The organism is Synechococcus sp. M16.1 (genome assembly GCF_014279895.1).
GTDB lineage: Bacteria > Cyanobacteriota > Cyanobacteriia > PCC-6307 > Cyanobiaceae > Parasynechococcus.
In genome coordinates this window covers 1,949,832-1,976,076 of record NZ_CP047954.1, presented here as the reverse complement: position 1 = coordinate 1,976,076, position 26,245 = coordinate 1,949,832, and the positions used below count along the sequence as shown (strand labels likewise).

Below are 26,245 nucleotides of genomic sequence, written 5' to 3'. Positions count from 1 at the left end.
CCGCGTCAGCTGCCGGCTGCCATGGCCTGCAGCATCGCCTTCTGGGCACTGGCCTGGCCATGGGCCTTGAGGTTGTTCAGGAAGGTGCTGCGCGCATCGGCGAAGCGTGGGTCTTCGGCCAGCGGCAGCTCTCCGGCGGCATCGAGGCCCGTGTCGCCCTCCATGGCTGGGGTGATCACCACCAGGTCGCCATCGAGGCTGCGGTTGTAGCGCCACCACAGGGCCGGGTCCTGCACCGCCGCATGGGGCGGCAGCGGTGTTGCCTCTTCAGATGTGCTGGCTTTGTTCTCCTCCTTGGCTGCCGCCGCCCGCTCGGCCAGGGCCTTGCGCCGGTGCTCTGCCAGGTCTTCCAGCAGCCGAGCCCGGTTGCGGCCCCGCAGTTGGAACAGCACGAAGGGGTCTTCACTGAAGCGATCCCCCATCAGGAAATACACCGCGCTGATGTGTTTGCAGGGGTTGGCTTTGTCGGGGCAGCTGCACTCGCTGCGCACCTCCTGCAACTTGAACGGGAACAGGCGTTTGCCGCTGGCGGCAAAGGCCCGTTCGATGTCGGAGGGCATGATCCCCGCCAGCAGCTGGGCCGACCAGCGGGCTTTCTGGGTCAGCGCTTCCAGCACATAGCCCCAGTCCTCATCGTTGAGCACATCCAGCCAGAGCTTCACCTTGTAGGGCGCTTCATCGGTGCCCTGAACGCGGGCATGCACGCGGCGGCCTTCGAAGCGGATCGAGGTCACATGGCCTTCACGGGCGTAGCCCCAGGCCCGCTCCAACCGTTTCTTGAAGCGGTAGCCGTTGATCAGCTCCATCCACTGCTCCACCCACCAGGGCTGTTGGCCCAGGCCGTCGTCGCCGATGGCGGTGATGCCGTTGCTGCTGCCGTTGCTGAGGGTCATGGTCAGGTGTCCTCCAAGGCGACGAGATCGCGCAATTGATCGCCACCGAGGCTTCCCAGCCAATCCTCGCCGGAGCCGATCACATCCTCAGCCAGGCGTGATTTTTCGCGGATCATGCGATCGATCTTTTCCTCCACCGAGCCGCTGGTGATGAATTTGTGCACCATCACCCGGTTGGTCTGGCCGATCCGATAGGCCCGGTCGGTGGCCTGGTTCTCCACAGCTGGGTTCCACCAGCGGTCGATGTGGAACACGTGGCTGGCCCGGGTGAGGTTGAGGCCCACACCACCTGCTTTCAACGAGAGCAAGAACAACTGCGGACCGCGGGGATCCTCCTGGAAGCGATCCACCATCGCCTGGCGCTCGCTCTTGCGGGTGCCGCCGTGCAGGAAGGGCACCTCTGATTTCCAGCGCTGCTGCATCCAGGCCTGCAGCAGATGCCCCCATTCGGCGAACTGGGTGAACAGCAGGGCCCGATCGCCCGCTTCGATCACCTCATCGAGGATTTCCTCAAGCCGCTGCAGCTTGGCCGAACGGCCCAGGAAGCCATCGTCCACGGCCCCTTCGCTCAGGGCCAGGGCGGGGTGGTTGCAGATCTGTTTCAACCGGGTGAGCAGGGCCAGCACCTGCCCGTGGCGCTGCCCGCGCGGTGCCCGTGCAATGGCATCGAGGGTGTCTTCCACGGTCTTGCTGTACAGGGATTTCTGCTCCTTGCTCAGCCCCACCCATTCGCTCAGCTCCACCTTCTCCGGCAGATCGGAAATGATCGTTTTGTCTGTTTTCAGCCGGCGCAGGATGAACGGACCCACGCGGCCTTTGAGGTCCCGCAGGGACGACATGTCCCCATACCGCTCGATCGGCATCCGGTAGCGCTGGCGGAAGAAGTCCTCTTCCCCCAGCACCTTGGGGTTGAGGAAGTCCATCAAGGCCCACAGTTCGCTCACCCGGTTCTCCACGGGGGTGCCGGTGAGGGCGATGCGGAAGCGGTTGCTTTTGCTGCGGCCGGGTCGGGCCAGATCCCGGGCGGCCTGGCTCTGTTTGGCGCCGGGGTTCTTGATCGCCTGGGCTTCGTCAATCACCACCCCCTGCCAGTCCTGGGTTTCCAGCAGTTCGCTGTCCCGTTGCAGGAGTCCGTAACTGGTGAGCACCAGATCCACCTCCTTCAACGCTTTCTTGAGTTCGGCCGGTGTGGAGGGGCGGCGGGGGCCGTAATGCTCGGTGACCCTCAACTCCGGGGTGAACGATTCCGCCTCCCGTCGCCAGTTGGTGAGCACCGAGGTGGGGGCCACCAGCAGCACCGGGCGCTTCAGTTCCTGCTCTGCTTTGAGGTGCTGCAGAAACGCCAGCAGCTGGATGGTTTTGCCCAAGCCCATGTCGTCAGCCAGGCAGGCCCCCTGGTCGAAGCGGTGCAGGAAGGCGAGCCAGCCGAGGCCCCGCTCCTGATAGGGCCGCAGCTGACCGCTGAATCCCTCAGGAGCCGGCAGGGGATCGGGCGCCTTCTGCTGGTGGTATTGCTCCAGCACCGACTGGAGCCTTGGGCCGGCGTCGAAGCGATGCACCGGCATCCGCATCAGCAGTTCCCCTTCCGTTCCTGTCAGCCGCAGCGCGTCATCGAGGCTCAGTTCCGGTTTCGCGCCACAGAAGCGTTCGGCGTTCTTGAGGTCGTTGGGCCGCAGTTCGATCCAGGCCCCCTTGTGGCGCACCAAGGGGCTGCGCTTGCCGCTCAGACGCTCCAGTTCCCGCAGGGTGAGCGTCACCCCGCCGATCATCAGATCCCACTCCCAGTCCAGACATTCGCCCAGGGTGAAGCCGCGGGAGCGTTCCGGGAGTTCGGCCTTGATCGACAGGCCCAGCCGGCTGGCCAGGCCGCCGGAGAGGCTCGGCGGCAGCTCCACCCCCACGCCGGCATCCCGCAGCTGGCGGGCAGCCGTGCGCACCAGCACGAAGGCTTCGGCAGGGGTCAGCTGCATCGTGTCCGGCGTCGCGCTCTCCAGCCCCCGTTCGATCGGTGGGAACACCGTGAGGGCTCGTCCCAGGCCCTCCAGCAGCACTTCGCCCGGTTGATCCACCTGGATCTCCCCGAGTTGCAGCATCTCGGCGCCGGAGGCCCAGGCTGCGGCTGCCGGGAGCTTCAGGCTGGGGTCGGCTTCCGCCTGCAGCCCGAAGCGCAGCTCCCAGAGATCTTCCCCATCCGGCGGGGTGTGCAGCTCAAGGCAGGTGCGGGCCGCAGCAAAACCGCCGGCGATGCCTTCCCTCCAGTGATGGCTGGCGGTGGCCAGGCGTTCGGCCTCTTCATCACCGATCTCGATCACCCCGGTCTCCGACCCCAGGGCCTCCTGCCAGAGGGTCAGCAGGGGATTAAGCCCATCGGTGGATGGTTCAAAGTCCTTGCGCAGCTGCGCGTCCACCAGGTCTTCCAGCAGCGTCGCCACCCGCAGGCGTCCGCTGCGGGGCCGGCAGCTGGCCACAGGGTTGGCGGCCCGCATGGCCTCCGGTCGCAACCGGGTGGTGCGGTTGCTGCGGCGCCCAAGGGGTTCTCGCCAGGGCAAGGCACAGGTGGCCACAAGCGGCAGGCTGGCCGCCAGATCCTCCAGCCGGCGCCGGTCTTCTTCCCGGTTGAGCAGCGGCACCCAGCGGGCCCGATGCGGATAACCCTCCCCTTTGCTGAGCTCCATCTGGGGAATCCAGCGGCCCCGGGCCACCAGGCTCAGGGCCCAGCGCTGTAGATGGCTCCACCAGCGCAGCTCGTCAGCCAGGTCTGGATTGGTGCCGGAGAGGGGCAATCGGGACAGCCACTCCGTCGCAGCTGATGGTTCCACCGCGAGCCCTTGCACCTGCCAGGGCCACCATTCGGTTTGCTTGGGGATCGGTTCGCCGGCCTGCATCGGTAGCCCGGTCCAGCCAGGTGGTTCCGGTGTTGGCTCCTCTTTTTTGCTGCGGCTTTTGCGCGGCTTCACCGTGCGGCTCGGCAGGGTGAGACAGGCCGTGGCATCAATGCAGCCGCCCGGCAAAAGGTCGCGTTCGCTCAGCCAGGCCCTGAGGTCTTCATGGCTGAGGGTGAAGGGGTGCAGCGCGGGGGTGAGGCCGGGGCCTTCCGGTGTGGCCACCCGCCAGGTGTCAGCCCAAACAAGCAGTGCCGGTTGACCGGAACTGCTGGAGGTGCGGATGGCGGGAAGCCAGGTGGCGTGCAGCAGGCTCATGGCCGCGACGCGGGCAGGAAGCGGAGGGTGCCGTGGAGCAGGAGAGCACTGCCGATCAACGGCAGCCAGGCCTGAAGTAGCTCCAGTAGTAATGATGCCAGGCCATCGACCTGCCAGTTGTCAAGGGGTAGGGGCATGCCGAGGCTGCGCAACCCGCAGACCGCCCCCACCAGACCCGCCTGCAAATGCCCGTCATCAGGGTCCACCCGTTGCAGGTGGAAAGCCAGCAGGCCGTAAAAGAGGCCACAACCGCCCGAACGCACCGCAGCTTCCAGACCCCAGGGCAAGCTCAGCAGCCCTGCGCTGATGCCGGCAGCCAGCGCCCAACCGATCGACTGCAGCCGCAGTCGCTGGCGAATCTCGGGATCACTGGGTGGAACGGCCACGGGCGCCGGCGGTTCAAAGGCGATCATGACGGCAGGATCCCCCTTTCCTGTCATGGTTGCCGCCGCATCGTCGTCTTCTGCAGCGTCTGCACCGCGCAGTGGGGAGGAGATCCGTGAGGCCTTTCTCAACTTCTATGCCGAGCGCGGCCACAAGCGGATGGCCAGCGCCTCATTGATTCCCGAAGACCCAACGGTGCTGCTCACCATTGCAGGAATGCTGCCGTTCAAGCCGGTTTTTCTGGGCCAGCAGGAGCGACCCGCGCCCCGGGCCACCAGTTCGCAGAAGTGCATCCGCACCAACGACATCGAGAACGTGGGGCGTACGGCCCGGCATCACACCTTTTTCGAGATGCTCGGCAACTTCTCGTTTGGGGATTACTTCAAGCAGCAGGCGATTGAGTGGGCCTGGGAGCTCAGCACCGGCGTTTACGGCATCGACCCCAAGAACCTGGTGGTGAGCGTCTTCCGGGAAGACGACGAAGCCGAGCAGATCTGGCGTGATGTGGTGGGGGTGAACCCCAAGCGGATCATCCGCATGGATGAGGCCGACAACTTCTGGGCCTCCGGCCCCACCGGCCCCTGTGGCCCCTGCTCGGAGATCTATTTCGACTTCAAACCCGAGCTTGGGGATGAGGGCATCGATCTCGAGGACGACGACCGTTTCATCGAGTTCTACAACTTGGTGTTCATGCAGTACAACCGCGACGCGGAGGGCACCCTCACGCCGCTGGCCAACCGCAACATCGACACCGGCATGGGCCTTGAGCGGATGGCCCAAATTCTGCAGAAGGTTCCCAACAACTACGAAACCGATCTGATCTTCCCGCTGATCCAAGCGGCCGCGGATCTGGCGGGGGTCGACTACCACCAGCTCAACGACAAGGGCAAGACGTCGTTGAAGGTGATCGGCGATCACAGCCGTGCGGTGACGCAGCTGATCTGCGATGGCGTCACCGCCAGCAACCTGGGCCGCGGCTACATCCTGCGGCGTCTGCTGCGCCGGGTGGTGCGCCATGGCCGCCTGCTGGGCATCGACAAACCCTTCCTCGTCACCATGGGCGAGGCGGCGATTGCCCTGCTGAAGGGGGCCCACCCCAGCGTGATCGAGCGCCAGGAGGTGATCCTGGCCGAGCTCCAGCGGGAGGAAGCCCGCTTCCTCGAGACCCTCGAGCGCGGCGAGAAGTTGCTGGCGGAGGTGCTGGCCTCCAAGCCCACCCAGATCAGCGGTGCCCAGGCCTTTGAGCTGTACGACACCTATGGCTTCCCGCTGGAGCTCACCCAGGAGATCGCTGAGGAGCAGGGCCTGGCCGTTGACCTCGATGGCTTCGAGGCGGCGATGGAGGAACAGCGCCAGCGGGCCAAGGCGGCCGCGGTGAGCATCGATCTCACCCTGCAGGATGCGATCGACCAGGTGGTGGCAGATCAGGCGGCCACCTGTTTCGAGGGCTATGAAGCCCTCGATCACGCCTCCTGTGTGCGGGCGTTGGTGGTGAACGGTGAGCCAGCCAGCACCGCCAAGGCGGGTGATGCGGTTCAGGTGGTGCTCGACAACACGCCGTTCTATGGAGAAGGCGGCGGTCAGGTGGGCGATCGCGGCGTGCTTGCAGGCAGCGATCTGATTGTTCGGATTGAGTCGGTGAGCCGCAGCCGCGATGTTTTCGTCCATGCCGGGCGGGTGGAACGCGGCGAGCTCGCCTTGGGCGACACCGTGAAGGCCCAGGTGGATCGTGCCTGCCGGCGTCGGGCCCAGGCGAATCACACCGCCACCCACCTGCTGCAAGCAGCGCTCAAGCAGGTGGTGGATCCAGGCATCGGCCAGGCCGGATCATTGGTGGATTTCGATCGCCTGCGCTTCGACTTCCACTGCCCCACGGCGGTGACGGCGGATCAGTTGCAGCAGGTTGAAACCCTGATCAACGGTTGGATCAACGAGGCCCATGCGCTCCAGGTGCAGGAGATGGCGATTGATCAGGCCAAGGCGGCCGGTGCCGTGGCGATGTTCGGTGAGAAGTACGCCGATGTGGTGCGGGTGGTCGACGTACCCGGTGTGTCGATGGAGCTCTGCGGCGGCACCCACGTGGCCAACACCGCTGAGATCGGCCTGTTCAAGATCGTGGCGGAAAGTGGCGTTGCGGCCGGTATCCGCCGGATTGAAGCCGTCGCTGGTCCCGCTGTGCTCGCGTATCTGAACGAGCGCGATGCAGTGGTGAAGCAGCTGGGGGATCGCTTCAAGGCTCAGCCGGCCGAGATCGTGGATCGTGTGGCGGCCCTTCAGGAGGAGCTCAAGGCCACCGGCAAGGCGCTGGCCGCGGCTCAGGCGGAACTGGCGGTGGCGAAAGCCGGCGCTCTGGCCGCTAAGGCCGAGGCCGTGGGCGACTTCCAACTGCTGGTGGAACGCCTCGACGGCGTGGATGGCGCTGGTTTGCAGGGTGCAGCCCAGAGCCTGGCGGATCAGCTGGGGGATGGTGCGGCCGTGGTGATCGGCGGTCTGCCGGATCCTGGCGACATGGGCAAGGTGATCCTGGTGGCGGCCTTCGGCAAGCAGGTGATCGCTGCCAAGCTCCAGGCCGGCAAGTTCATCGGAGGCATTGCCAAACAGTGCGGCGGTGGCGGCGGTGGACGCCCGAACCTGGCCCAGGCCGGGGGACGCGATGGTGCTGCCCTCCCTGCTGCTCTTGAGTCCGCTCGCTCCGAGCTGGCGGCAGCGTTGGCTCAGTCCTGAAGGTAGGTGGTCTGTCGCAGGCTGCTTTCGAGGTGATCCAGCAGCCGGCGTGACTCGTCGATGCGCAGCTGGCCGTTGTTGATGGCCGCTTCCGCCGCCACCCGCAACCGCTCCAGCAAGGCACGGGGGTCGTGCTCCATGGCCTCCAGCACATCGGCATTGGTGTCACCCCGCACGACGTGGTCAATGCGATAGCTACCGCCGGGGCTGAGGCGAATGTGCACGGCGTTGGTGGTGCCGAACAGGTTGTGCAGATTGCCCATCACCTCCTGATAGGCACCGCTGAGGAACAGGCCGATCAGATAGGGGTTGTTGTCGTCGAGTTCGTGCAGCTCCAATAGGTGTTTCGGTTGTCCTTCTCCGATGAAGCGATCCAGCCGACCATCGGAATCACAGGTGAGGTCGGCGAGGTTGGCCAGTCGGGTCGGTCGTTGATCCAGCTGCTGGATGGGCACCACTGGAAACAGCTGGTCGATGGCCCAGGTGTCGGGTGCTGAGCGGAAGATCGACAGGTTGGCGTAATACGTTCCCGCCAATGCCTTGTTGAGGGCTGCGAGCTCTTCCGGGATGGCTTGATCCTTGGGCAGTCGCTGCGCAATCGCATCAGCACAGGCCCACGTCAGTTGTTCAGCGGTGGCGCGGTCGGGCAGCCCCATGTACCCGAGCCGGAATGCGGCCAGCGCATCCTGCTTGAACTTCAAGGCGTCGTTCCAGGCTTCCTGCAGACGCACCAATTGCGCATCCGCCGTCGCCGATAACTCTTGAATTGTGGCGAGGGTGTCCCGCAGGTTGCGAACGGTGAGTGGTTCATCTCCGCTGGCCTTGGGAACCGATGCCGGCAGTGCGCTGCTGCCCAGCACGTCGAACACCAGCAGGGAGAAATGACTGGCAATGGCGCGGCCGCTTTCGCTTACCAGCGTGGGTACGGCCACACCATTGGGTTCGCAGCATTCCCGCACCGTGGCCACAACGTCGTTGGCGTAGTTCTGCAGCGAGTAGTTCGTGGAGGCGGCTGATGCGGTGCGGCTGCCGTCGTAGTCGATGCCGAGTCCACCACCCACATCCAGGAACCCCATCGGAGCCCCCAGTCGGGTGAGCTCCACATAGATCTGCCCCGCCTCCTGGAGGGCGTCTTTGAGCACGGCGATGTCGTTGATCTGGCTGCCGATGTGGAAGTGCAGCAGGCGCAGATCGGGGAGCAGGTTGTTCTCCCGCAGCCGCTCCACTGTGGCCAGCAACTCGGGAATCGAAAGGCCGAATTTGGCCTTGTCGCCGACGGAGCTGCCCCAGCGCCCTGTGCTGCGGCTGGAGAGCTTGGCCCTTACACCGATGTAGGGCGCTGCCCCCAGGCTCTTGCTGGCTTCAATGATCCGGTCAACTTCGTCCGGCTGTTCGATCACCACCACCGGCTGCCGTCCCAGCCGTCGCGCCAGGATCGCGGTCTCGATGTAGAGCCGATCCTTGTAGCCGTTGCAGATCAGCAGGGCTTCGGGGTCGTCCAGCAGCGAGAGAGCGATCAGCAACTCCGCCTTGCTGCCCGCTTCCAGCCCGAAGTTCCAGCGCTTTCCGCAGCTCACCAACTCTTCCACCACGTGGCGTTGCTGGTTGCACTTCACTGGGAAGACGCCCTGGTACCGGCCTGGGTAGCTGTATTGCGCGATGGCGCGTTCAAAGGCGGCATGAAGCCGCTCCAAGCGGTCTTCGAGGATGTCGTCGAAGCGAATCAGCAACGGCAGCGCCAGGTTGCGGCTTTTCAGCTCCGACACCAGATCCACCAGATCCAGGCTGCCGCCGCGATCCCCTTGGGGTTGAACGCTGATGTGGCCGCGCCCATTGATGGAGAAATACGGATCGCCCCAGCGGTCGAGGCCGTACAGCGCAGCACTGTCCTGAATCGACCAGTGTTCGCTGTCTGACACCTGCGTCTGCTTGAAGTGGATGGCCGGAATCTAGGGACATTCCCTGCGCTGCCCAAGGTCAGTGCTTGCCAAGCGGGGTGGCCAGCACTGACGATGGCGGCGCTTTTACTTCACACCAATCCATGGCCGAACGCACGTTCATCGCCATCAAGCCCGACGGCGTCCAGCGCGGCCTGGTGGGCGAGATCCTCGGCCGCTTTGAGCGCAAGGGCTTCAAGCTGGTGGGTCTGAAGCAGATCACTCCCAGCCGCGCCCTGGCTGAGCAGCACTACGGCGTCCACAAGGAGCGTCCCTTCTTTGCTGGTCTGGTCGATTTCATCACCTCCGGCCCCGTGGTGGCCATGGTCTGGGAAGGCGATGGTGTGATCGCCAGTGCCCGCAAGCTGATCGGTGCCACCAAGCCCCTCGAGGCTGAGCCCGGCACCATTCGTGGCGATCTGGCCGTCAACATCGGCCGCAACGTCATCCACGGTTCCGATGCTGCGGAAACCGCTGCCTTCGAGATCGGCCTTTGGTTTGAAGCCTCTGAGCTGAACGACTGGTCTCCTTCCGATCAGGAGTGGCGCGTCGAAGGCTGATCGCTCAGTTTTCGAACCGGTTCCAGCGGAATGCCCCCAACAACGTCTCTTCGGCGGCGTTGGGGGCTTTTTTCATGACGCCGCCGGCCGTGAGCTCAGCCGTGATGGCGGCAAGCAGAACGCCATTGCGGTGATGCCCACAGGCCAGCCATAAACCAGGTAGCGGACCAGGGCCGAGCAAGGGGCCTTCATCGGGCGTGCAGGGCCGGAACCCCCACCAACGCTCCATCGGGGGCCATGTGGCCGCTGTTGGCAGCAGGCTGGCGATCCCCGCTTGCAGTTGTTTCTGGCCATCGGGGGTGAGGCCTTCGGCAAATCCGGCGTCCCGTTCGCTGGTGGCCCCCACCACGATCAATCCGTCTTCGCGTGGAACCAGATAAGTGCCAGGGCCGAAGATCACCCGCTTCAGTGCCTCCCGCGGACCCTGCAGTGACAGCATCTGCCCTTTCACCGGGAACACGGGCAGTTGCGGCACCAGTTGTTGGCTCCAGGCGCCACTGCAGAGCACGGCTTGCTGGCAGCGCAGTTGCTGCTGTTCTCCTTCGGCGCTGCGCAGATGGATGCCGCAGAGCTGTCCGGCGGACTCCCGCTCCAGATCAAGCACTTCGGCCCCTTCCATGAACTGCACGCCCAGGGACACGCAGGCCCGCTCCAGGGCCCGCATCAACTGCCTGCGGTTGTCGATCTGGCCGTCCTGCTCGAACAGCAGCCCGGTGCTCCACTCCGGCCCCAGGCCTGGGACTTCCCGCTCAAGGCCGGTGCGGTCCAGGGTTTGCCCAAGGCTGGCGGTGGGGTAAGCGTCCCGCTCGGTCGCTGTTCGGAACGGCACCACGATGCCGCTGGTGCGCAGGCCGCAGCTCAGGCCGCTGTCCGCCTCGATCTGCGCCACCCAGCGGGGGATCAGCGCGAGGCTGGCTTGACCCAGCTCCAACAGGTTGCCGCTCAAGCCTTCGGCATGGGGCGCCAGCATCCCTGCAGCCACAAAGCCTGCCGCTTCGCTGCGGCGGCGGCTGATCACGGTCACGCGCTGATCGCGACGGGCCAGCTGATGGGCAACGGCTAAGCCCATCAGTCCCCCGCCCAAAACACAGACGGCTGAGGCAGAGGCGGCAGTCATGCGCAAGAAAGGCCCTTGCTGGTCATGGTGTCAGGAGAGGGCTTCATCCTGATTCCATAGGATCCCGGAATCTGCTTCACATCACGGGCGCATGGCCGACGCAGCAACCCAACCGGCCTGGGAGGCCGTGATCGGTCTCGAGACCCACGTGCAGCTGGGAACGGACAGCAAAATTTTCACGGCTGCGTCCACCACCTTTGGTGATGACCCCAACACCCATATCGACCCGGTGGTGTGCGGTCTGCCTGGCACATTGCCGGTGCTGAACCAGAAGGTGCTCGAGTATGCGGTGAAGGCAGCGATGGCGTTGAACCTCAACATCGCCGAACACAGCAAGTTCGACCGCAAGCAGTACTTCTATCCAGATCTGCCGAAGAACTACCAGATCTCCCAGTACGACCAGCCGATCGCCGAGGAGGGCTGGATCGAGGTGGAAGTGGCGGAGAAGGGAAAGGACACCTATCTCAAGAAAATCGGCATCGAACGACTGCACATGGAGGAGGACGCCGGCAAGTTGGTGCATGCCGGCAGTGACCGCCTGGCGGGTTCCACCCATTCGCTCGTGGACTACAACCGGGCCGGTGTGGCCTTGGCGGAAATCGTCAGCAAGCCGGACCTGCGCACCGGCCGTGAAGCGGCGGAGTACGCCTCGGAGATCCGCCGGATCATGCGGTATCTGGGGGTGAGTGACGGAAACATGCAGGAGGGATCCCTGCGTTGCGACGTCAACATCTCCGTGCGACGGGGGCCGGATGCGCCCTTCGGCACGAAGGTGGAGATCAAGAACATGAACTCGTTCTCGGCCATCCAAAAGGCCTGCGAGTACGAGATCAAGCGTCAGATCAAGGCCTACGAAACCGGTGAGCCGATCGTTCAGGAGACCCGCCTCTGGGATGAGGGCAAGCAGCTCACCAAGAGCATGCGCAGCAAGGAAGGCGCCAGCGATTACCGCTACTTCCCGGATCCCGACCTCGGCCCGATTGAGGTGAGCGCGGATCAGCGGGAGTCCTGGCGTGCTGAATTGCCTGAGCTTCCAGCGGCCAAGCGGCATCGCTACGCCGATGAGCTGGGTCTCTCCCAGTACGACGCGCGGGTGCTCACCGATGAGAGACCGATGGCCGACTATTTCGAGGCCGTGGTGGGTGCCGGCGCTGACGCCAAGCTTGCGGCGAACTGGATTACCGGCGACATCGCCGCCCACGTGAACAGCAATCGGCTCAGCTATGCCGAACTGCCCTTCCGGCCGGAGCAGTTGGCCGAGATGGTGCAACTGATTGATGGCGGCAAGATCAGCGGCAAGATCGCCAAGGAGATCCTTCCGGAGCTGCTTGAGAAAGGCGGCTCACCAAAGGCGATTGTCGACGAGCGCGGTCTCGGCATGATCAGCGATCCGGCGGCGATCGAAGCCATCGTTGATGAGCTGTTGGGGGCCCACCCCGATGAGGTGGAGGCCTTCCGCGGGGGCAAGACCAAGCTGCAGGGCTTCTTCGTCGGACAGTTGATGAAGAAGACCGGCGGTAAGGCGGATCCCAAGCTCGCCAACCAGATTCTGAGCAAGAAGCTCAAGGGTTGATGAGCGGAGCGGCAGTCATTCCCGATGCCTGGAAGGAATGGCTGCTGCAGAACCGGGATCGCGGCTGTGATCCTCAAGGCTTGATGCAGCGGGCCCTCGACCAGGGGTTTGCGCAAGAGGCGATTGCGGCAGTTCTCGATTCGTCGTTCCTTCGGCTCACAACCACGGACCCACCATCGCCCGATTGGCTCGCCTGGTTCGAGTCCCCCCTCACCCGGCCAGAGCACCGGCCTCGCGCCTGGCGGTTGGATACGTCGCTGGCCCAGGTCTACGAGCTGCCAGGGCTGCTCAGCCACGAGGAATGCGAGCAGGTGATCGACGCCATCAACACGTCACTGCAGCCGTCAACGGTGACCCGCGGCAGCAGCGATTACCGCACCAGTCGCACCTGTCATTTGCGCCAAAACCATCCCCAGCTGGCGGCGAGCCTTGATCAGCGCTTTGCGGCCTTGTTCGGCGTGGATCCGCGGCTCTCGGAACCGATTCAGGGGCAGCGCTACGACCCTGGCGAATACTTCAAGGAACACACGGATTGGTTTATGCCGGGCACGGAGGAATACGCCACCCATACCGACAGTGGCGGGCAACGCACGTGGACGGTGATGGTTTATCTCAACCCTGTGGAGCGGGGTGGAGAGACGTTGTTCCGCCGCCTGGGGCGCTCGTTCACGCCTGTGCCTGGAATGGCGTTGGCCTGGAACAACCTCCAGGCCGATGGCACTCCCAACCCCTTCACGCTGCATGAGGCCTTGCCGGTGCAGGCGGGCCACAAATGGGTGATCACCAAGTGGTTCCGTGCCGACTTCGGGAGGAACGGTTAACCGGGATCTGCTGGCAGCGACGCGTTGAGCAGACCCATCGCCTGGGCTTTCCAGGCGCCGGGTTGGCCTCGATTGGCAAGAACGTGATCTGCCAAGCCACGTTTGCGGCTTAGGGGCCATTGGGCGGCAATGCGGGCTTGAGCGGCGTCAGGGCTGAGCCCGTCCCGCGCGATCAAGCGCTCGAGCTGCTGGGATGCATCGCAGTCGACCAGCCAGATTTCGCTGCAGAGCGACTCCAGCCCCGCTTCGAACAACAGCGGAATCATCAGCACAACGGCTGGTGTCTTGGCATGGAGGCTGAGTTCTTGGTCGAAGCGCTCCCGCACGATCGGGTGAACCAGTTGCTCGAGCCACCGCCGTTCCGCGGGGTCCTGGAACACGATCCGACCCAGGGCAGCGCGGTCGACGGCTGCGCCCCCTTCAGCCTGGACTCCAGCGCCGTACCGCTGGATCACGCTGGTCGTGGCGGGGCGACCGGGTGCAAGGGCCTCTCGGGCGAATTGATCCGCATCCAGCACCGGCAGCCCTTGCTGCGCCAGCCAATGGCCCACGCTGCTCTTGCCGCTTGCAATCCCGCCCGTGAGTCCGATGCGTCGTTGCGAGAACGGCTCGCCAGGCGCCATGGTGTCGGAGCAGGATGCACCCAGTGTCTCGCGGCGGATCAGCGGTGGCGATGGCTTCTTCTTGGCAACCGATCCAGGGTGGTGTGACGGCACCGAATGGGTTCCAGGCCGCTGGCATCGTTGCCGGTCTTAAGCCCTCAGGTAAGCCTGATCTGGCGCTGGTGTTGGCACCGGTGACGGCCGTTTGTGCCGGCACCTTCACCACCTCCGTGGTGCGGGCGGCCTGTGTTGACCTCTGCCGTGATCGCCTCGTCAGTACTGCCGGCCAGGCCCGTGCCGTGTTGATCAACTCCGGTCAGGCCAATGCCTGCACCGGCGATCGCGGTCTGGTCGACAGTCAGCGCGCCACCCAGGTGCTGGCCGATCAGCTTGGCGTCGATGCGGAGTCGGTGTTGATCTGCTCCACGGGCGTGATCGGTGTGCCGATTCCGATGCCCACCCTTCTGGCCGGGTTGGCTCCTTTGGTGGAGGCCTTGGATGACGCGGGGGGTGATGCTGCGGCCAACGCCATTCTCACCACCGATCTGGTGGACAAGCAGGTGGCGCTCGAACTGGAACTGGAGGGGCGCCGGGTGCGCATCGGAGGGATGGCCAAAGGCTCGGGAATGATTCATCCCGATATGGCCACGATGCTCGGCTTTTTCAGTTGTGATGCCGGCATCGATGCCAGCGTTTGGCAGGGGATGGTGCGACGTGCGGTGCAGCGTTCCTTCAACGCCATCACCGTGGATGGAGACACCAGCACCAACGACACCGTGCTGGCGTTTGCGGCAGGCCCAGCGCTGGCCCAACAACACCATGCCGTTCTGGAACAGGGCCTCACCCAGGCCATGCAACAGCTGGCCCAGGCCATTGCCCGGGATGGCGAAGGGGCGACCTGTCTGATCGAGGTGCAGGTGGAGGGTGCGGTTGACGAGGCCGCGGCGTTGCAGGTGGCGCGCACGGTCTGTGGTTCGTCTCTGGTGAAGACAGCGGTCCACGGCCGGGATCCGAACTGGGGGCGGATCGTGGCGGCCGCGGGTCGCTCTGGTGTGTCTTTCGATCCGGATGCGGTTGCTCTTTGGATTGGTCCCCATCAACTGATGGCGGCTGGTCAACCCGTGGCCTTTGATCGCGCTGCAGCCAGCAATGTTTTGAAGCAGGAGCATGTTCCGATTCGCCTCGGCTTGGGGCATGGTCCCGGCTGTGGTCAGGCTTGGGGATGTGACCTATCGGATCAGTACGTGCGCATCAACGCCGATTACACGACTTAATTCATAAAAACATATTATAAAGCCTTTTTTGGCCTTTCATTCCCATTAAAATTAAAAACTACATAGCCATATTGAAGAATAGGAGATGCAAAAGGTAGCTAGAAGGAATTTGTTGAATCAAATCTATTGCCACTTCGATAAATTTAGTCCCTCTAGTTTTCTCTTAGGAATACAAGGTTTTGATATGCATAGATCTCTGTATACAAAGGTGATTGCCCTTTTAGAGGAAGGAGAGAGCCTCCTGGCAGTAATCTATAGGGAATATACTTATCACCTATTAGTTGTTTTATTGTGCGGAATTGTGTGTTGCTGACCGCATTCATCTCATTGAACTCAACCAGTACTGCTGCGGGGGGGTTCGATGATAAGAGGATCTTGGAGCCTATTAGGACATCTTTTTCATGGCCTTCGGTATCAATTTTGAGAAGGCATACTCTTTTTGTCGGAAGTGTTTCTAATTCATGGTCAATGGTTGTTAGTTCAATTGGGGTTTCTGAAAAAGTTTTGTGGTTATGAATTTCAGTAATGACCTCGTTATACATAGATGCATGTCCGCTCCCAGCATTTTTGCTGTAATCGTATATTTTTCCTATTTTAATAGAACTCGATACGCCTTTTTCTATTAACAAATGTCGTTTGCTTGAGTCAATATTTTTCTTCAGAATGACTGCTGCTGCAGGGTTGGGTTCAAAGGATAATACCTTTAGCTTGGAAGAGTTGCGTAGCACCCATGATGCAAACTGGCCTTTATTCGCCCCTACATCCAAAACAATTGAGTCTGAGTTGTCATAATCCATAAGAAATCTCCTCAGAAATGGTTCTTCACCGCTTGCCCAGGAGGTTTTGTAATTAAGGATTCCAAGACCTCTCGCTCCCGCGAGAAAAAGAAATTTGTTGAATTTTCTGAATTTAACCTTTGCGAAAAAGTGGGAATAAACGTCTAAAAGTTTGCCAATCATTCATGTCTCTTTGTTTTTATCACAGTATCATGCAGAAGTGCTGTTTGCTTGGGCATGGTGCTGGCTCTTTTTTTGTCTCATATGGACCTCAAACTTGCTGTAGTGGGTCTGTCAGTAAGTTTTGGTCGGCAGCCCACCAAGTGTAAGGACATCAATCTTATTGCGTTGATTTGACTACATATGCTATTATTAGAATTTGAAAATGAATATAGGCGCAGATTGGGAGCTAAATTCTGAGTTTTTAAAAGAAGGCTTTGTGGTAATCAAAAATGCCTTTCCTGCTTCACAAATTGATTCAATTGTCGCAGAGCTTGAGAAAATAAAAAACTCCAAAATTGCTCCCTTTTACTATTCCCAAGCTACGCATAGGTATAAGAAAATAAGCATAGATGCTAATGGTTTCATTGATGAATCGATGTTGGGGTTTGCTAGGAATAAATTTCTTGGCAAACTTTCTCTACTCTCTTCGCGATTGCTACTTTCTTCGGAAATGGAGAATTATCTGCGTAAAATTTTTCCTTACTACAGCAAATTCGTTCAGCAAAATAATATGCTTTTTGACAAGTCAATGGAGACTGTAGATCATATTGATAGCTGGTATCTTGATACACATCCAAAAGGGGCGCTCGTTGGGGCTTGGATTGCGCTTGAAGATATTCATCCTCATTCTGGTCCCTTTAGGGTCTATCCGGGATCTCATAAAATAGTTGAAGCTTATAAAATTCAAGAATTGGCTCATGATGATTTTATAAAAATTATTCAACAAGTAAAGCAAGATTTTCCTTGCCGGGAACTGATTTTAAAAAAGGGCGATCTCGTTGTCTGGAATTCCTGCACAATACATGGGGCAAGTAAAGTGAAAGACAACTCTTTTTCAAGGAAGTCTTTGACTTCTCACTACTTTCCTCTGAACGCATCATTGCAGACCAAGTTTACTTCCACGCCGAAGTCTATTTCTTTTAGAATTTTTAAATCCTTGATGAGAGCTCCTAATCGTTCAAGAGGTAATGCCATTTATCAGCTTAATACGCCTTTGGCTCGGGCGCTTGAAAACTTAAAATACTCTCTATTACAGCTAGGCTCATTTGTGACCGGAAAGAACACTTTAGGAGCCATAAGTAATGATATGCGTTCGAATTCTTATTAGTAAAATCAGGGTAAGAAAAGGCTTTCCTCGTAGATGTTTTGTCCCTTTGCTTTGATTGAAAGGTTGCTGAAGCTCGCTCTTTTCTCATCCTTGTTCTCCCTTTAGAGAATGTTCGCGTTGATCAAATTTTTACTTGGCGCATCAACGCCGACTACACCACCTGAAGCTTCTGTTCTGGATCCCTGTCACAATCCGAGTCTCCGTCAGACCCATCCGTGGACAATTCCAGCTCCCCTGACGCTCCCGTTGAGACCAAGGCACGTTTCTGGGTGGGCCCACTGGTGGCTGGTTGTTGTTTCGCCCTTGGTTACGGCATCGCCGAGCGGGTGCTGACGCTGCAGACCAATGCTCAGGACCCTGTCCCTGAGGCCTTCACACCACTTGCGTTTCCAGGGGATTCCCTGCAGGAGATTCGGGCCCGGTTCAGTGACGAGGATCCATCCCTGCAAGTGGATGTCTCAGCCTTGGAGGCTGCGAGCCGACCGGCCCAGCCAGCGGCCAAACCAGTGGTCAAGGAGACACCCAAACCCGATGTGGCGCTGCAGACGCCCGAACCCCAGGTCTGGACGGCCCCAGCCTGGTCGGACCCCCAAACCATTGCCCCCGAGATGGAGGGCGACAACGGACCCGCCCCTTCATCCGCCCAGGAGCCTGGACCTGAGCTTGATGACAGCAACGCTGATTCCCTGGTGCTTCCTGAGGAGTCCATTGAGGTGATGCCTGCTGTTGTTGTTCCAGGCGGTGATTCACCGGTGTTGGTGGCTGAGCCGGACCCTTTGGTGCTGCCGCCTGGCGCGGAAGCCTTTTTCGAAGCCATTGAGCCCATGACCCCGCCTCAGCCCTGATCTCCGGTTGGATCTGCCACAGTCGAAGCTCTCTGCAATCGGTCCATGGGCTCGTCGGAGGCCTTGATACGCGCCACGGTGAACCGCATCAGTGCGCGCCTTGGTCACGGCTTTGCGGACGCGGCCGCCGAGTTGGCGGTGTTGGCGCAAGATGCCCCGCAACGGCTGCGCCAGGAATGGGATCTGTTTCAAGACGAGGTGCGTGCTGAGGCGGAACGGATCGAACGGGGTGATTCGGCTCCGATGAGCACGGATGGGGCGTCCTCGTCGGAACCGCCGGAGAGTCCTCAGGCGGTGATCGATCGTCTTCGGGCCAAGGTGGCTGATCTGAGCCAAGCGATCGAGGCGCGTCCCTGATGCTGGGACTGCTGCGAGCGCTCCGCATCTGGCGCGCTGTCCTGACGTTGCTGCTGCTGCTTTGGTGGGATGGCCAGTCCTGGACCTACCGCGGAGGTGTCACCGCCGAGCGTCGTGCCCGCCGTCAGCAACAGCGAGCCCGTTGGTTGACGGCTGAGTTGCTGTCTCTGGGCTCCGCCTTCATCAAGCTGGGGCAACTGCTCTCCGCCCGCCCAGACATCCTCCCCGCGGGTTGGGTGGCCGAACTGGCAGCGCTGCAAGACAGCGTTCCGGCCTTCAGTTTTGATCAGGTGCAGACCGTGCTCGAGCGAGAGCTTGGGCCACGCTGTGCCGAGGTGATCGATCTGGATCCCGAACCCCTGGGTGCAGCCTCGCTGGCCCAGGTGCATCGCGCCAGCCTGCGCAGTGGCCGGCAGGTGGTGCTCAAGGTGCAGCGCCCTGGGCTCGATCGCCTGTTTCGCCTTGATCTGGAGGTGATGCAGCAGGTGGCAGCTGTGCTGCAACGCAATCCCAGTTGGGGGCGTGGTCGGGATTGGCCGGCGATGGCACGGGAATGTCGACGTGTGCTGCTGCGTGAGCTCGATTTCCGCGTTGAAGCGCAGTACGCCGCTCGTTTCCGTCAGCAATTTCTGGATGACGAACGCATCAGAATCCCCGGTGTGGTCTGGGAGTTGAGCACGCGCCGTGTGCTTTGCCTCGACTACCTGCCCGGCATCAAGGTCAACGACCGTGAGGCGTTGCTTGAAGCCGGCGTTGATCCGGCCGCGGTGGCTGAGGTGGGTGCAGCCAGTTATCTCAAGCAGTTGGTGAGGTTTGGTTTCTTCCATGCCGACCCCCACCCCGGCAACCTCGCCGTGGCGAGTGATGGAGCGCTCATCTACTACGACTTCGGGATGATGGGGTTGTTGTCGGACGGCTTGCGTCGACGTCTGGGAGCCATGGTCCGCGCTGCTGCTGCGAGAGATTCAGCGGCATTGGTGGAGGAGATGCAGGCGGCCGGTGTGATCTCCGGCGGCATTGATGTGGGTCCGGTGCGCCGTCTCGTGCGGTTGATGCTGCAGGAGGCCCTCACCCCACCCTTCACGGCCAACGTGATCGACAAACTCTCCGGCGATCTCTACGACCTGGTCTATGGACAGCCCTTTCGTCTGCCGGTTGAGCTGATCTTCGTGATGCGGGCGTTGTCCACCTTCGAGGGTGTTGGCCGCAGCCTTGATCCCGCTTTTAGCTTGGTGGCGATTGCCAAGCCTTATCTCCTTCCACTCATGACCTCCAGCGGCTCCGGCAGCAACGATCTGTTCAACGAACTCGGCCGTCAGGTCGGGGCTCTCAGCAGCCGCGCTGCTGCCTTCCCGCGGCGCTTGGATGAAAGTCTGGAACGTCTGGAGCAGGGGGATCTTCAGCTCCAGGTGCGGCTGGGCGAATCGGATCGTCAGTTCCGTCGGATGGCCCTGGCCCAGCAATCGATCGGCCAATCGGTGTTGCTCGGATGCCTGGCTTTGGCCACCGCCATTGTAGGTGCCAGTGCCCGCCCGCTCTGGTCACTTCTTCCGGCTGCTGCTGCGTTGCCGGTGGGCTTGGGCTGGTTCCGAATGCAGGTCAAGATCCGTCGTGATCAACGGTTGGAGCAGTTGCCCGGTTCCAACCGTTGAACGTTCGTCGGGGGCCTGGGATCAGGCCTTACCGCGAGGGCCCTGGCCAACAGCACCGGCGTAGACGGCCTGGCTGCCCAGCTCGTCTTCGATGCGAAGCAGCTGGTTGTACTTGGCGACCCGCTCGCTGCGGCTGAGGGAGCCGGTCTTGATCTGTCCGGCGCGGGTGGCGACGGAGAGGTCGGCGATGGTGGTGTCTTCGGTTTCGCCACTGCGGTGGCTGATCACGCTGGTGTAACCGGAGCGGCCTGCCAGGTCGATGGCCTGGAGGGTTTCGGTGAGCGAACCGATCTGGTTCACCTTGATCAGGATCGAGTTGGCCGTGGCGCTGTCGATGCCCTGTTGAAGCCGCTTGGTGTTGGTCACGAACAGGTCGTCACCCACCAGCTGCACCTTGCTGCCGAGGCGCTCTGTCAGCAGTTTCCAGCCATCCCAGTCGTCTTCGGCCAGGCCGTCTTCGATCGAAACGATCGGGAATTTCTCCACCAGTTGCTCGAGTTGGCCCACCATCTCGGCGCTGGTGTAGCTGCCGCCATCGAAGGCATAACGACCGTTCTCGAAGAATTCGGTGCTGGCCACGTCCAGGGCCAGGGAGATCTGTTCGCCGGGCTTATAGCCGGCCTTGCTGATCGCCTCCACCAGGATTTCGCCGGCTTCCACATTGCCCAGATCCGGCGCGAAACCGCCTTCGTCGCCCACGGCGGTGCTCATGCCCTTGTCGCTGAGCAGTTTCTTGAGCGTGTGGAACACCTCGGTGCCCATCCGCAGGGCTTCGCGGAAGCTCGGAGCGCCGTGGGGCACCAGCATGAATTCCTGGAAGTCCAGGCTGTTGGCGGCATGGGCGCCACCGTTGATCACGTTCATCAACGGCACCGGCAGCAGGTTGGCCATCGGGCCGCCGAGGTAGCGGTAGAGGGGAATCCCCAGCCCGTTGGCAGCAGCGCGGGCGGTGGCCATGCTCACCGCAAGGATCGCGTTGGCTCCCAGGTTGGATTTGTTGTCGCTTCCGTCCAGCTCCTGCATCGCGGCATCCACAGCCGCCTGATCCAGAGCGGAAAGGCCGCAGAGGGCCGGTGCGATCCGCTCTTCGATGTGGTTTACGGCCTGGCCCACACCCTTGCCCATGTAGCGGTCACCGCCGTCACGCAGTTCGTGGGCTTCGTGGGCACCGGTGCTGGCACCACTGGGAACGATGGCCCGTCCCATGGCACCTCCTTCAAGCAGCACCTCGGCTTCAACTGTGGGGTTGCCGCGGGAATCGAGCACCTCTCGGGCCACGATGGTGTCGATGACGAGGTCGAGGGAATCGATCACGTTGGGACGGACGCTTAACCCGGGGATCTTATGGGTCGCCCCTCTCTCTCGTGTTGTGACGGGTCATACCTGGCCAGAATGACGGCAGGTTCACGCTGCACGACGCTCACCCATGCGGATGCTTCACACCATGCTCCGGGTTGCTGATCTGGAGAGGTCTCTGGGCTTCTACACCGAGGTCCTGGGCATGCAGCTTCTGCGTCGAAAGGATTACCCCAGCGGCCGCTTCACATTGGCCTTTGTTGGCTATGGCTCGGAGAGCGACCACACGGTCCTCGAACTCACCCACAACTGGGACACCGACAGCTACAACCTCGGGGATGGCTATGGCCACATCGCGCTGGGGGTGGAGGACATCCACAGCACCTGCTCTGGCATTGCCGATAAGGGTGGTCGTGTGGTGCGGGAACCTGGTCCGATGAAGCACGGCACCACAGTCATCGCCTTTGTTGAGGATCCAGATGGCTACAAGGTGGAATTGATCGAGATGTCCTCCAAAGCCCACGCCTGAAGAACCGGATGACTTCATCGCCAGCGTTGAACGGCAGCCTCACCCATGAGCCGGATCGCTTCAGCGACGCGGCCTGGGATCTGCTGCTCAGTGGTCAGGACGTTGCCCGTCGCTGGCGCCATGAGCAGTTGGATGTGGAGCACCTGATTCAGGTGCTGTTCACCGATCCCGCCTGCCGCCGCTTGGTGGAGCGCTTGCCCCTCCCCATCGATGCGCTCTTGGATCGCTTGGAGGATGTGCTGGCTGATCAGCCTTCGGGGCGAGGCGATGAGCTCTTCATCGGTGATGACCTGGAACAGCTGCTCGATTCGGCTGATGCCATCCGTCGGCGCTGGAATGGAGACGTCATCGATCTGCCGGAAGTGCTGATGGCCATTGGTGCCGATCCGCGGATCGGCGCTGATCTGTTTGCCGGCTTTGGTTTGTCGGCCGATGCCCTGGAGCAGCTGATCCAACGGGGCATGGATGACCGGGTTCCTGGCATGACCGTTCCTCCCCAAGAACGCTCGATGCCGCGGGCTCAGCCGGAGGTGCAGCAGGAAGCGCCCCGCCGTGAACGGGTGGCGCGCGTTCCCTCCTCCTCCCGTGCGCTGAGCGGGCCGGAGCCTGTCGCCTCCCCTGTCACCCCCCAGTCGCCCGCCCCTGAGCCCCCCCTGCAGGAGCCCCCCTCGGCCTTGGAGTCCTATGGGCGGGATCTCACCGAAGAGGCGGAAGCAGGCAGCCTGGATCCGGTGATCGGTCGCGATTCTGAAATTCGCAACCTGATCAAGGTGCTGTCGCGCCGGAGCAAGAACAATCCGGTGCTCATCGGTGAACCCGGTGTTGGCAAAACAGCGATTGCAGAGCTGCTGGCGCAGCGGATCGTGGCGGGTGAAGTGCCGGAGTCGCTGCAAGGTCTGCGGCTGGTGGCGCTGGACCTCGGGGCTTTGATCGCCGGTGCCAAGTTCCGTGGTCAGTTCGAGGAACGCTTGCGCTCGGTGCTCGAGGAGGTGAGTGGTTCCGATTCCGGTGTGGTGTTGTTCATCGATGAGCTGCATACCGTTGTTGGCAGCGATCGCAGCAGCACCGATGCCGGCAGCCTGTTGAAGCCAGCTCTGGCCCGGGGAGACCTGCGCTGCATCGGTGCCACCACGCCGGAGGATTACCGGCTCACGGTGGAAAAGGATCCGGCCCTCAACCGCCGCTTCCAGCAGGTGGTGATCCGCGAGCCGGATCTGGAGCTCAGCCTCGAAATTCTGCGCGGCTTGAAGGAGCGCTACGAGCTGCACCACGGCGTCACCATCACCGATGAGGCCATTCAGACCGCCAACCGTCTTGCCGACCGCTACATCAGTGATCGCTGCCTGCCGGACAAAGCCATTGATTTGATCGATGAGGCGGCCGCACAACTGAAGATGGAGGTCACCTCCAAGCCGCAGGTGGTGGAGGAGGCCGAAGCAGATCTACGCCGCGTTGAACTGGCCTTGCTCGCTGCCGAGCAGGCCCCTGAAGCGGAGCGGATTCAGCTCCAACGCAACCGGCTTGAAGTGTCCACGCGACTCGAAGATCTGCGGCGGCGCTGGCAGGAGGAGCGCGGTCAGCTCGAGGAGCTCGGCCAGCTGCTTCAGCAGGATGAAGACCTGCGCCACGCCATCGCTGAGGCCGAGCGGGATGGTGATCTGGAGGAAGCGGCTCGCCTCCAGTACGACCAGCTGCATCGGGTGCAGCAGCGCCGGGATGAACTGGAGGCGTCCCAGGCGGAGGCCCAGTCCGCTGGAACGGCTCTGCTTCGCGAGCAGGTGGAAGCCGGTGACATCGCTGATCTGGTGGCTCGTTGGACCGGGATTCCCGTGCAGCGGCTGTTGGCGGGCGAGCGGCGCAAACTCCTGGATCTCGACGCTCATCTCGCCGAACGGGTGATTGGTCAGGGTGAGGCGGTGTCCGCCGTTGCTGCTGCCATCCGCCGGGCCAGGGCCGGCATGAAGGATCCCCGTCGACCGGTGGGTTCTTTTCTGTTCCTGGGGCCGACCGGCGTCGGTAAGACCGAGCTGGCGAAGGCGCTGGCGGGGTCGTTGTTCGATGAAGAGGAGGCGCTGGTTCGCCTCGACATGAGCGAGTTCATGGAGCGGAACGCTGTTGCCCGGCTGATCGGTGCTCCTCCGGGCTACGTCGGTTACGAGGAAGGGGGGCAACTCACGGAGGCCGTGCGGCGTCGTCCCTATGCGGTGCTGCTTCTCGATGAAGTGGAGAAGGCCCATCCCGATGTGTTCAACCTGCTGCTGCAGGTGCTGGATGACGGCCGGCTCACCGATTCCCAGGGCCGCACCGTTGATTTCCGCCACACCGTGGTCGTGATGACCAGCAATCTGGCCAGCCCGGCGATCCTTGAGCATGCCCGCTCGGGATCCACGGATGAGTCAGCCCTGCAACAGCAGGTGGATGCAGCGCTCTCAAGCCAGTTCCGGCCTGAATTCCTCAACCGCATCGATGAGGTGATTCGTTTCCGTCCGTTGGAAGTCTCCGATCTGGTGCGGATTGTTCAGTTGCAGCTGAAGGACCTCGCTGCTCTGTTGGCCGAGCAGGGTCTTGCCCTTCAGGTGGACGATGCTGTCGCTGAGGCCATGGCCCGTCAGGGCCATGAACCGGAGTACGGGGCGCGGCCGCTGCGTCGGGTGCTGCGCCGCCAGCTGGAAAATCCGCTCTCCACGCTGCTGCTTGAGGAGCGCTTTGCCGGAGCCAGTGGCGTGACGGTGCGGCTGGGGGAGGCCGGCACGGATGCCCTGGTGTTCGATCCGGTGGGGGTTTGAGGGCATCCGGTAGGGTGTCTGTTTGGCGAAGTGCCTACCGGCACCGTTGTCAACTTCCGGTCCCATCCCCGTGACCAGCCCCATCTCTGAGGACACCACCACTTCCGACGGCTCAAAAGCCGCTGCCGATTCCACCAAATCCGGTGGTTTTCTGGCGGACACGGTTGATGAGCTGAAGCTCGTGGTCTGGCCCAGCCGCCAGCAACTGTTCAGCGAATCCATCGCTGTGATCCTGATGGTCAGCCTTTCGGCCGCCACCATCGCGGCTGTCAGTCGCTTCTTTGGGTGGGCTTCGTCCCAGGTGTTCCGCTGACTCGATATCACCTTTCTCGCCGTGCCCGACGACCTGACCACACCGGACGCCCCTGAGGTGCTTGATCTGCCAGCCCCGAATGAGGGGGAAGACGGCACCTTGCCTGCGGCGGCTGTCGCCAACACGGCCATCGCCCGTTGGTACGCCGTTCAGGTGGCCTCCAGCTGCGAGAAGAAGGTCAAGGCCACCCTGGAGCAGCGGGCCGTCACCCTCGGGGTGAGCAACCGGATCCTCGAAATCGAGATTCCCCAGACCCCTGCCGTCAAGCTGAAGAAGGACGGCACCCGTCAGTCCACCGAGGAGAAGGTGTTCCCCGGTTATGTGCTGGTGCGGATGGTGCTGGATGAGGACACGATGATGGCGGTGCGGAGCACCCCGAACGTGATCAATTTCGTCGGTGCTGAAGATCGGCGCGCCACCGGTAAGGCCCGCGGTCACATCAAGCCCCGTCCCCTCAGCCGTTCTGAGGTGGACCGCATCTTCAAGCGCGCTGCCGAGAAGAAGACCGTCGTCAAGGTGGATCTCACCGAAGGCGATCAGATCCTGGTGACCGCTGGTCCGTTCAAGGACTTCCAGGGCGAGGTGATCGAGGTCTCCGGCGAGCGCAACAAGCTCAAGGCCCTGCTCTCCATCTTCGGTCGCGAGACCCCGGTGGAACTGGAGTTCTCTCAGATCAGCAAACAGAACTGACCTGGCGGCGGCCGTCTCCCTGCGGAGGGCGGCCTTGGGAGTGGGCAACCATTCCGCCGCACCCGACCCGAGGGTCTGGTGATCCGCAGCTGTCCAAACCCCCCAGCCGATGGCCAAGAAAGTCGTAGCTGTGATCAAGCTGGCCCTAGATGCCGGCAAAGCTAACCCCGCGCCGCCGGTGGGCCCTGCCCTCGGTCAGCACGGTGTGAACATCATGATGTTCTGCAAGGAGTACAACGCTCGGACGCAGGACAAAGCCGGTTATGTGATTCCGGTGGAGATCTCGGTCTTCGAAGACCGCAGCTTCACCTTCATCACCAAGACGCCTCCGGCGTCGGTGCTGATCACCAAGGCCGCAAAGATCCAAAAGGGATCCGGTGAGTCCGCCAAGGGCAGTGTTGGATCGATCAGTCGGGCTCAGCTCGAGGAGATCGCCAAGACCAAACTCCCTGACCTCAACTGCACCAGCGTTGAGTCCGCCATGCGGATCATCGAAGGCACCGCCCGCAACATGGGCGTTTCCATCAGCGACTGACGTCGCTGCATCGCTTCTCCAACCCATACGGGGGAGGCATCCCTGATGTCG

22 protein-coding genes are annotated in these 26,245 nt (G+C 62.0%); 14 read left to right on the top strand and 8 right to left on the bottom strand.

What is annotated here, in order from left to right; all coding sequences use genetic code 11:
- Positions 1–5 precede the first annotated feature (5 nt).
- From SynM161_RS11235 to SynM161_RS11225, 3 genes are read right to left on the bottom strand one after another with little or no spacing between them, the layout of a single operon-like run.
- On the bottom strand, positions 6–893 hold the full coding sequence (locus SynM161_RS11235; protein ID WP_186541496.1) for an SWIM zinc finger family protein: 888 nt from the start codon (positions 891–893) through the stop codon (positions 6–8).
- A gap of 2 nt (positions 894–895) precedes the next feature.
- Complete coding sequence (locus SynM161_RS11230) at positions 896–4,093, bottom strand: DEAD/DEAH box helicase (RefSeq protein ID WP_186541495.1); 3,198 nt, start codon at positions 4,091–4,093, stop codon at positions 896–898.
- A complete protein-coding gene (locus tag SynM161_RS11225; RefSeq protein ID WP_114987758.1) occupies positions 4,090–4,506 on the bottom strand; it encodes a hypothetical protein in 417 nt (138 codons plus the stop codon). Before SynM161_RS11225 ends, SynM161_RS11230 begins: the two co-directional genes overlap by 4 nt.
- Before the next feature lie 25 nt (positions 4,507–4,531).
- Between SynM161_RS11225 and alaS the strand changes: the two genes are divergently transcribed.
- Positions 4,532–7,201 carry an alanine--tRNA ligase gene (gene alaS / locus SynM161_RS11220; RefSeq protein ID WP_186541494.1) on the top strand — a complete coding sequence of 890 codons (2,670 nt, stop codon included), beginning with the start codon at positions 4,532–4,534 and terminating at the stop codon, positions 7,199–7,201.
- Here alaS and speA read toward each other — a convergent pair.
- Positions 7,192–9,120 (bottom strand): biosynthetic arginine decarboxylase, encoded by a 1,929-nt coding sequence (gene speA / locus SynM161_RS11215; RefSeq protein WP_186541493.1) that lies wholly within the window; start codon positions 9,118–9,120, stop codon positions 7,192–7,194. The two genes, alaS and speA, sit on opposite strands and share 10 nt — an antisense overlap.
- Before the next feature lie 122 nt (positions 9,121–9,242).
- Here speA and ndk point away from each other — a divergent pair, with 122 nt between their 5' ends.
- Entirely contained in the window at positions 9,243–9,698 is a 456-nt protein-coding gene (gene ndk / locus SynM161_RS11210) for a nucleoside-diphosphate kinase (protein ID WP_025362563.1), read from the top strand.
- Positions 9,699–9,702: 4 nt separating this feature from the next.
- Here the strand turns inward: ndk and thiO are convergent, their stop codons facing one another.
- Positions 9,703–10,815, bottom strand: a complete 1,113-nt coding sequence (gene thiO, locus SynM161_RS11205) for a glycine oxidase ThiO (RefSeq protein ID WP_186541492.1) — start codon at positions 10,813–10,815, stop codon at positions 9,703–9,705.
- A 91-nt stretch (positions 10,816–10,906) separates the two neighbouring features.
- Here thiO and gatB point away from each other — a divergent pair, with 91 nt between their 5' ends.
- Positions 10,907–12,388 (top strand): Asp-tRNA(Asn)/Glu-tRNA(Gln) amidotransferase subunit GatB, encoded by a 1,482-nt coding sequence (gatB, locus tag SynM161_RS11200; protein ID WP_186541491.1) that lies wholly within the window; start codon positions 10,907–10,909, stop codon positions 12,386–12,388.
- Positions 12,388–13,209 carry a 2OG-Fe(II) oxygenase gene (locus SynM161_RS11195; protein WP_186541490.1) on the top strand — a complete coding sequence of 274 codons (822 nt, stop codon included), beginning with the start codon at positions 12,388–12,390 and terminating at the stop codon, positions 13,207–13,209. Before gatB ends, SynM161_RS11195 begins: the two co-directional genes overlap by 1 nt.
- Here the strand turns inward: SynM161_RS11195 and coaE are convergent.
- Positions 13,206–13,832 (bottom strand): dephospho-CoA kinase, encoded by a 627-nt coding sequence (gene coaE, locus SynM161_RS11190; protein ID WP_186541489.1) that lies wholly within the window; start codon positions 13,830–13,832, stop codon positions 13,206–13,208. The two genes, SynM161_RS11195 and coaE, sit on opposite strands and share 4 nt — an antisense overlap.
- 50 nt (positions 13,833–13,882) lie before the next feature.
- On the opposite strand from coaE, the gene argJ reads away from it, so the two are divergent.
- A complete protein-coding gene (argJ, locus tag SynM161_RS11185; protein ID WP_255441793.1) occupies positions 13,883–15,085 on the top strand; it encodes a bifunctional glutamate N-acetyltransferase/amino-acid acetyltransferase ArgJ in 1,203 nt (400 codons plus the stop codon).
- A 152-nt stretch (positions 15,086–15,237) separates the two neighbouring features.
- Here the strand turns inward: argJ and SynM161_RS11180 are convergent, their stop codons facing one another.
- Complete coding sequence (locus SynM161_RS11180) at positions 15,238–16,044, bottom strand: FkbM family methyltransferase (protein WP_186541487.1); 807 nt, start codon at positions 16,042–16,044, stop codon at positions 15,238–15,240.
- A 202-nt stretch (positions 16,045–16,246) separates the two neighbouring features.
- Here SynM161_RS11180 and SynM161_RS11175 point away from each other — a divergent pair, with 202 nt between their 5' ends.
- The 4 genes from SynM161_RS11175 to SynM161_RS11160 all read left to right on the top strand — a co-directional run bounded on the left by SynM161_RS11175 (position 16,247) and on the right by SynM161_RS11160 (position 20,045).
- The gene (locus SynM161_RS11175) at positions 16,247–17,191 is read left to right on the top strand and encodes a phytanoyl-CoA dioxygenase family protein (RefSeq protein ID WP_186541486.1); all 945 of its coding nucleotides are present in this window, start codon (positions 16,247–16,249) and stop codon (positions 17,189–17,191) included.
- 215 nt (positions 17,192–17,406) lie between these two features.
- Entirely contained in the window at positions 17,407–18,036 is a 630-nt protein-coding gene (locus tag SynM161_RS11170; protein ID WP_186541485.1) for a hypothetical protein, read from the top strand.
- 45 nt (positions 18,037–18,081) lie between these two features.
- Complete coding sequence (locus SynM161_RS11165) at positions 18,082–18,393, top strand: hypothetical protein (RefSeq protein ID WP_115009872.1); 312 nt, start codon at positions 18,082–18,084, stop codon at positions 18,391–18,393.
- Positions 18,393–20,045 (top strand): AarF/ABC1/UbiB kinase family protein, encoded by a 1,653-nt coding sequence (locus tag SynM161_RS11160; protein ID WP_186541484.1) that lies wholly within the window; start codon positions 18,393–18,395, stop codon positions 20,043–20,045. The genes SynM161_RS11165 and SynM161_RS11160 overlap by 1 nt, the downstream gene beginning before the upstream one ends.
- 21 nt (positions 20,046–20,066) lie before the next feature.
- Here SynM161_RS11160 and eno read toward each other — a convergent pair whose 3' ends face one another.
- On the bottom strand, positions 20,067–21,359 hold the full coding sequence (gene eno, locus SynM161_RS11155) for a phosphopyruvate hydratase (RefSeq protein WP_186541483.1): 1,293 nt from the start codon (positions 21,357–21,359) through the stop codon (positions 20,067–20,069).
- Positions 21,360–21,471: 112 nt separating this feature from the next.
- On the opposite strand from eno, the gene gloA reads away from it, so the two are divergent.
- From gloA to rplK, 5 genes are all read left to right on the top strand, one after another.
- The gene (gene gloA, locus SynM161_RS11150) at positions 21,472–21,870 is read left to right on the top strand and encodes a lactoylglutathione lyase (protein ID WP_186541482.1); all 399 of its coding nucleotides are present in this window, start codon (positions 21,472–21,474) and stop codon (positions 21,868–21,870) included.
- Positions 21,871–21,878: 8 nt separating this feature from the next.
- Positions 21,879–24,656, top strand: coding sequence for an AAA family ATPase (locus tag SynM161_RS11145; protein WP_186541481.1), 2,778 nt, complete (start codon positions 21,879–21,881; stop codon positions 24,654–24,656).
- 70 nt (positions 24,657–24,726) lie between these two features.
- Positions 24,727–24,969 (top strand): preprotein translocase subunit SecE, encoded by a 243-nt coding sequence (secE, locus tag SynM161_RS11140; RefSeq protein ID WP_006850159.1) that lies wholly within the window; start codon positions 24,727–24,729, stop codon positions 24,967–24,969.
- Between the two features lie 21 nt (positions 24,970–24,990).
- Positions 24,991–25,659 (top strand): transcription termination/antitermination protein NusG, encoded by a 669-nt coding sequence (gene nusG / locus SynM161_RS11135; RefSeq protein WP_114987676.1) that lies wholly within the window; start codon positions 24,991–24,993, stop codon positions 25,657–25,659.
- 109 nt (positions 25,660–25,768) lie between these two features.
- Entirely contained in the window at positions 25,769–26,194 is a 426-nt protein-coding gene (gene rplK, locus SynM161_RS11130) for a 50S ribosomal protein L11 (protein ID WP_006851160.1), read from the top strand.
- The last annotated feature ends 51 nt before the right edge of the window (positions 26,195–26,245 follow it).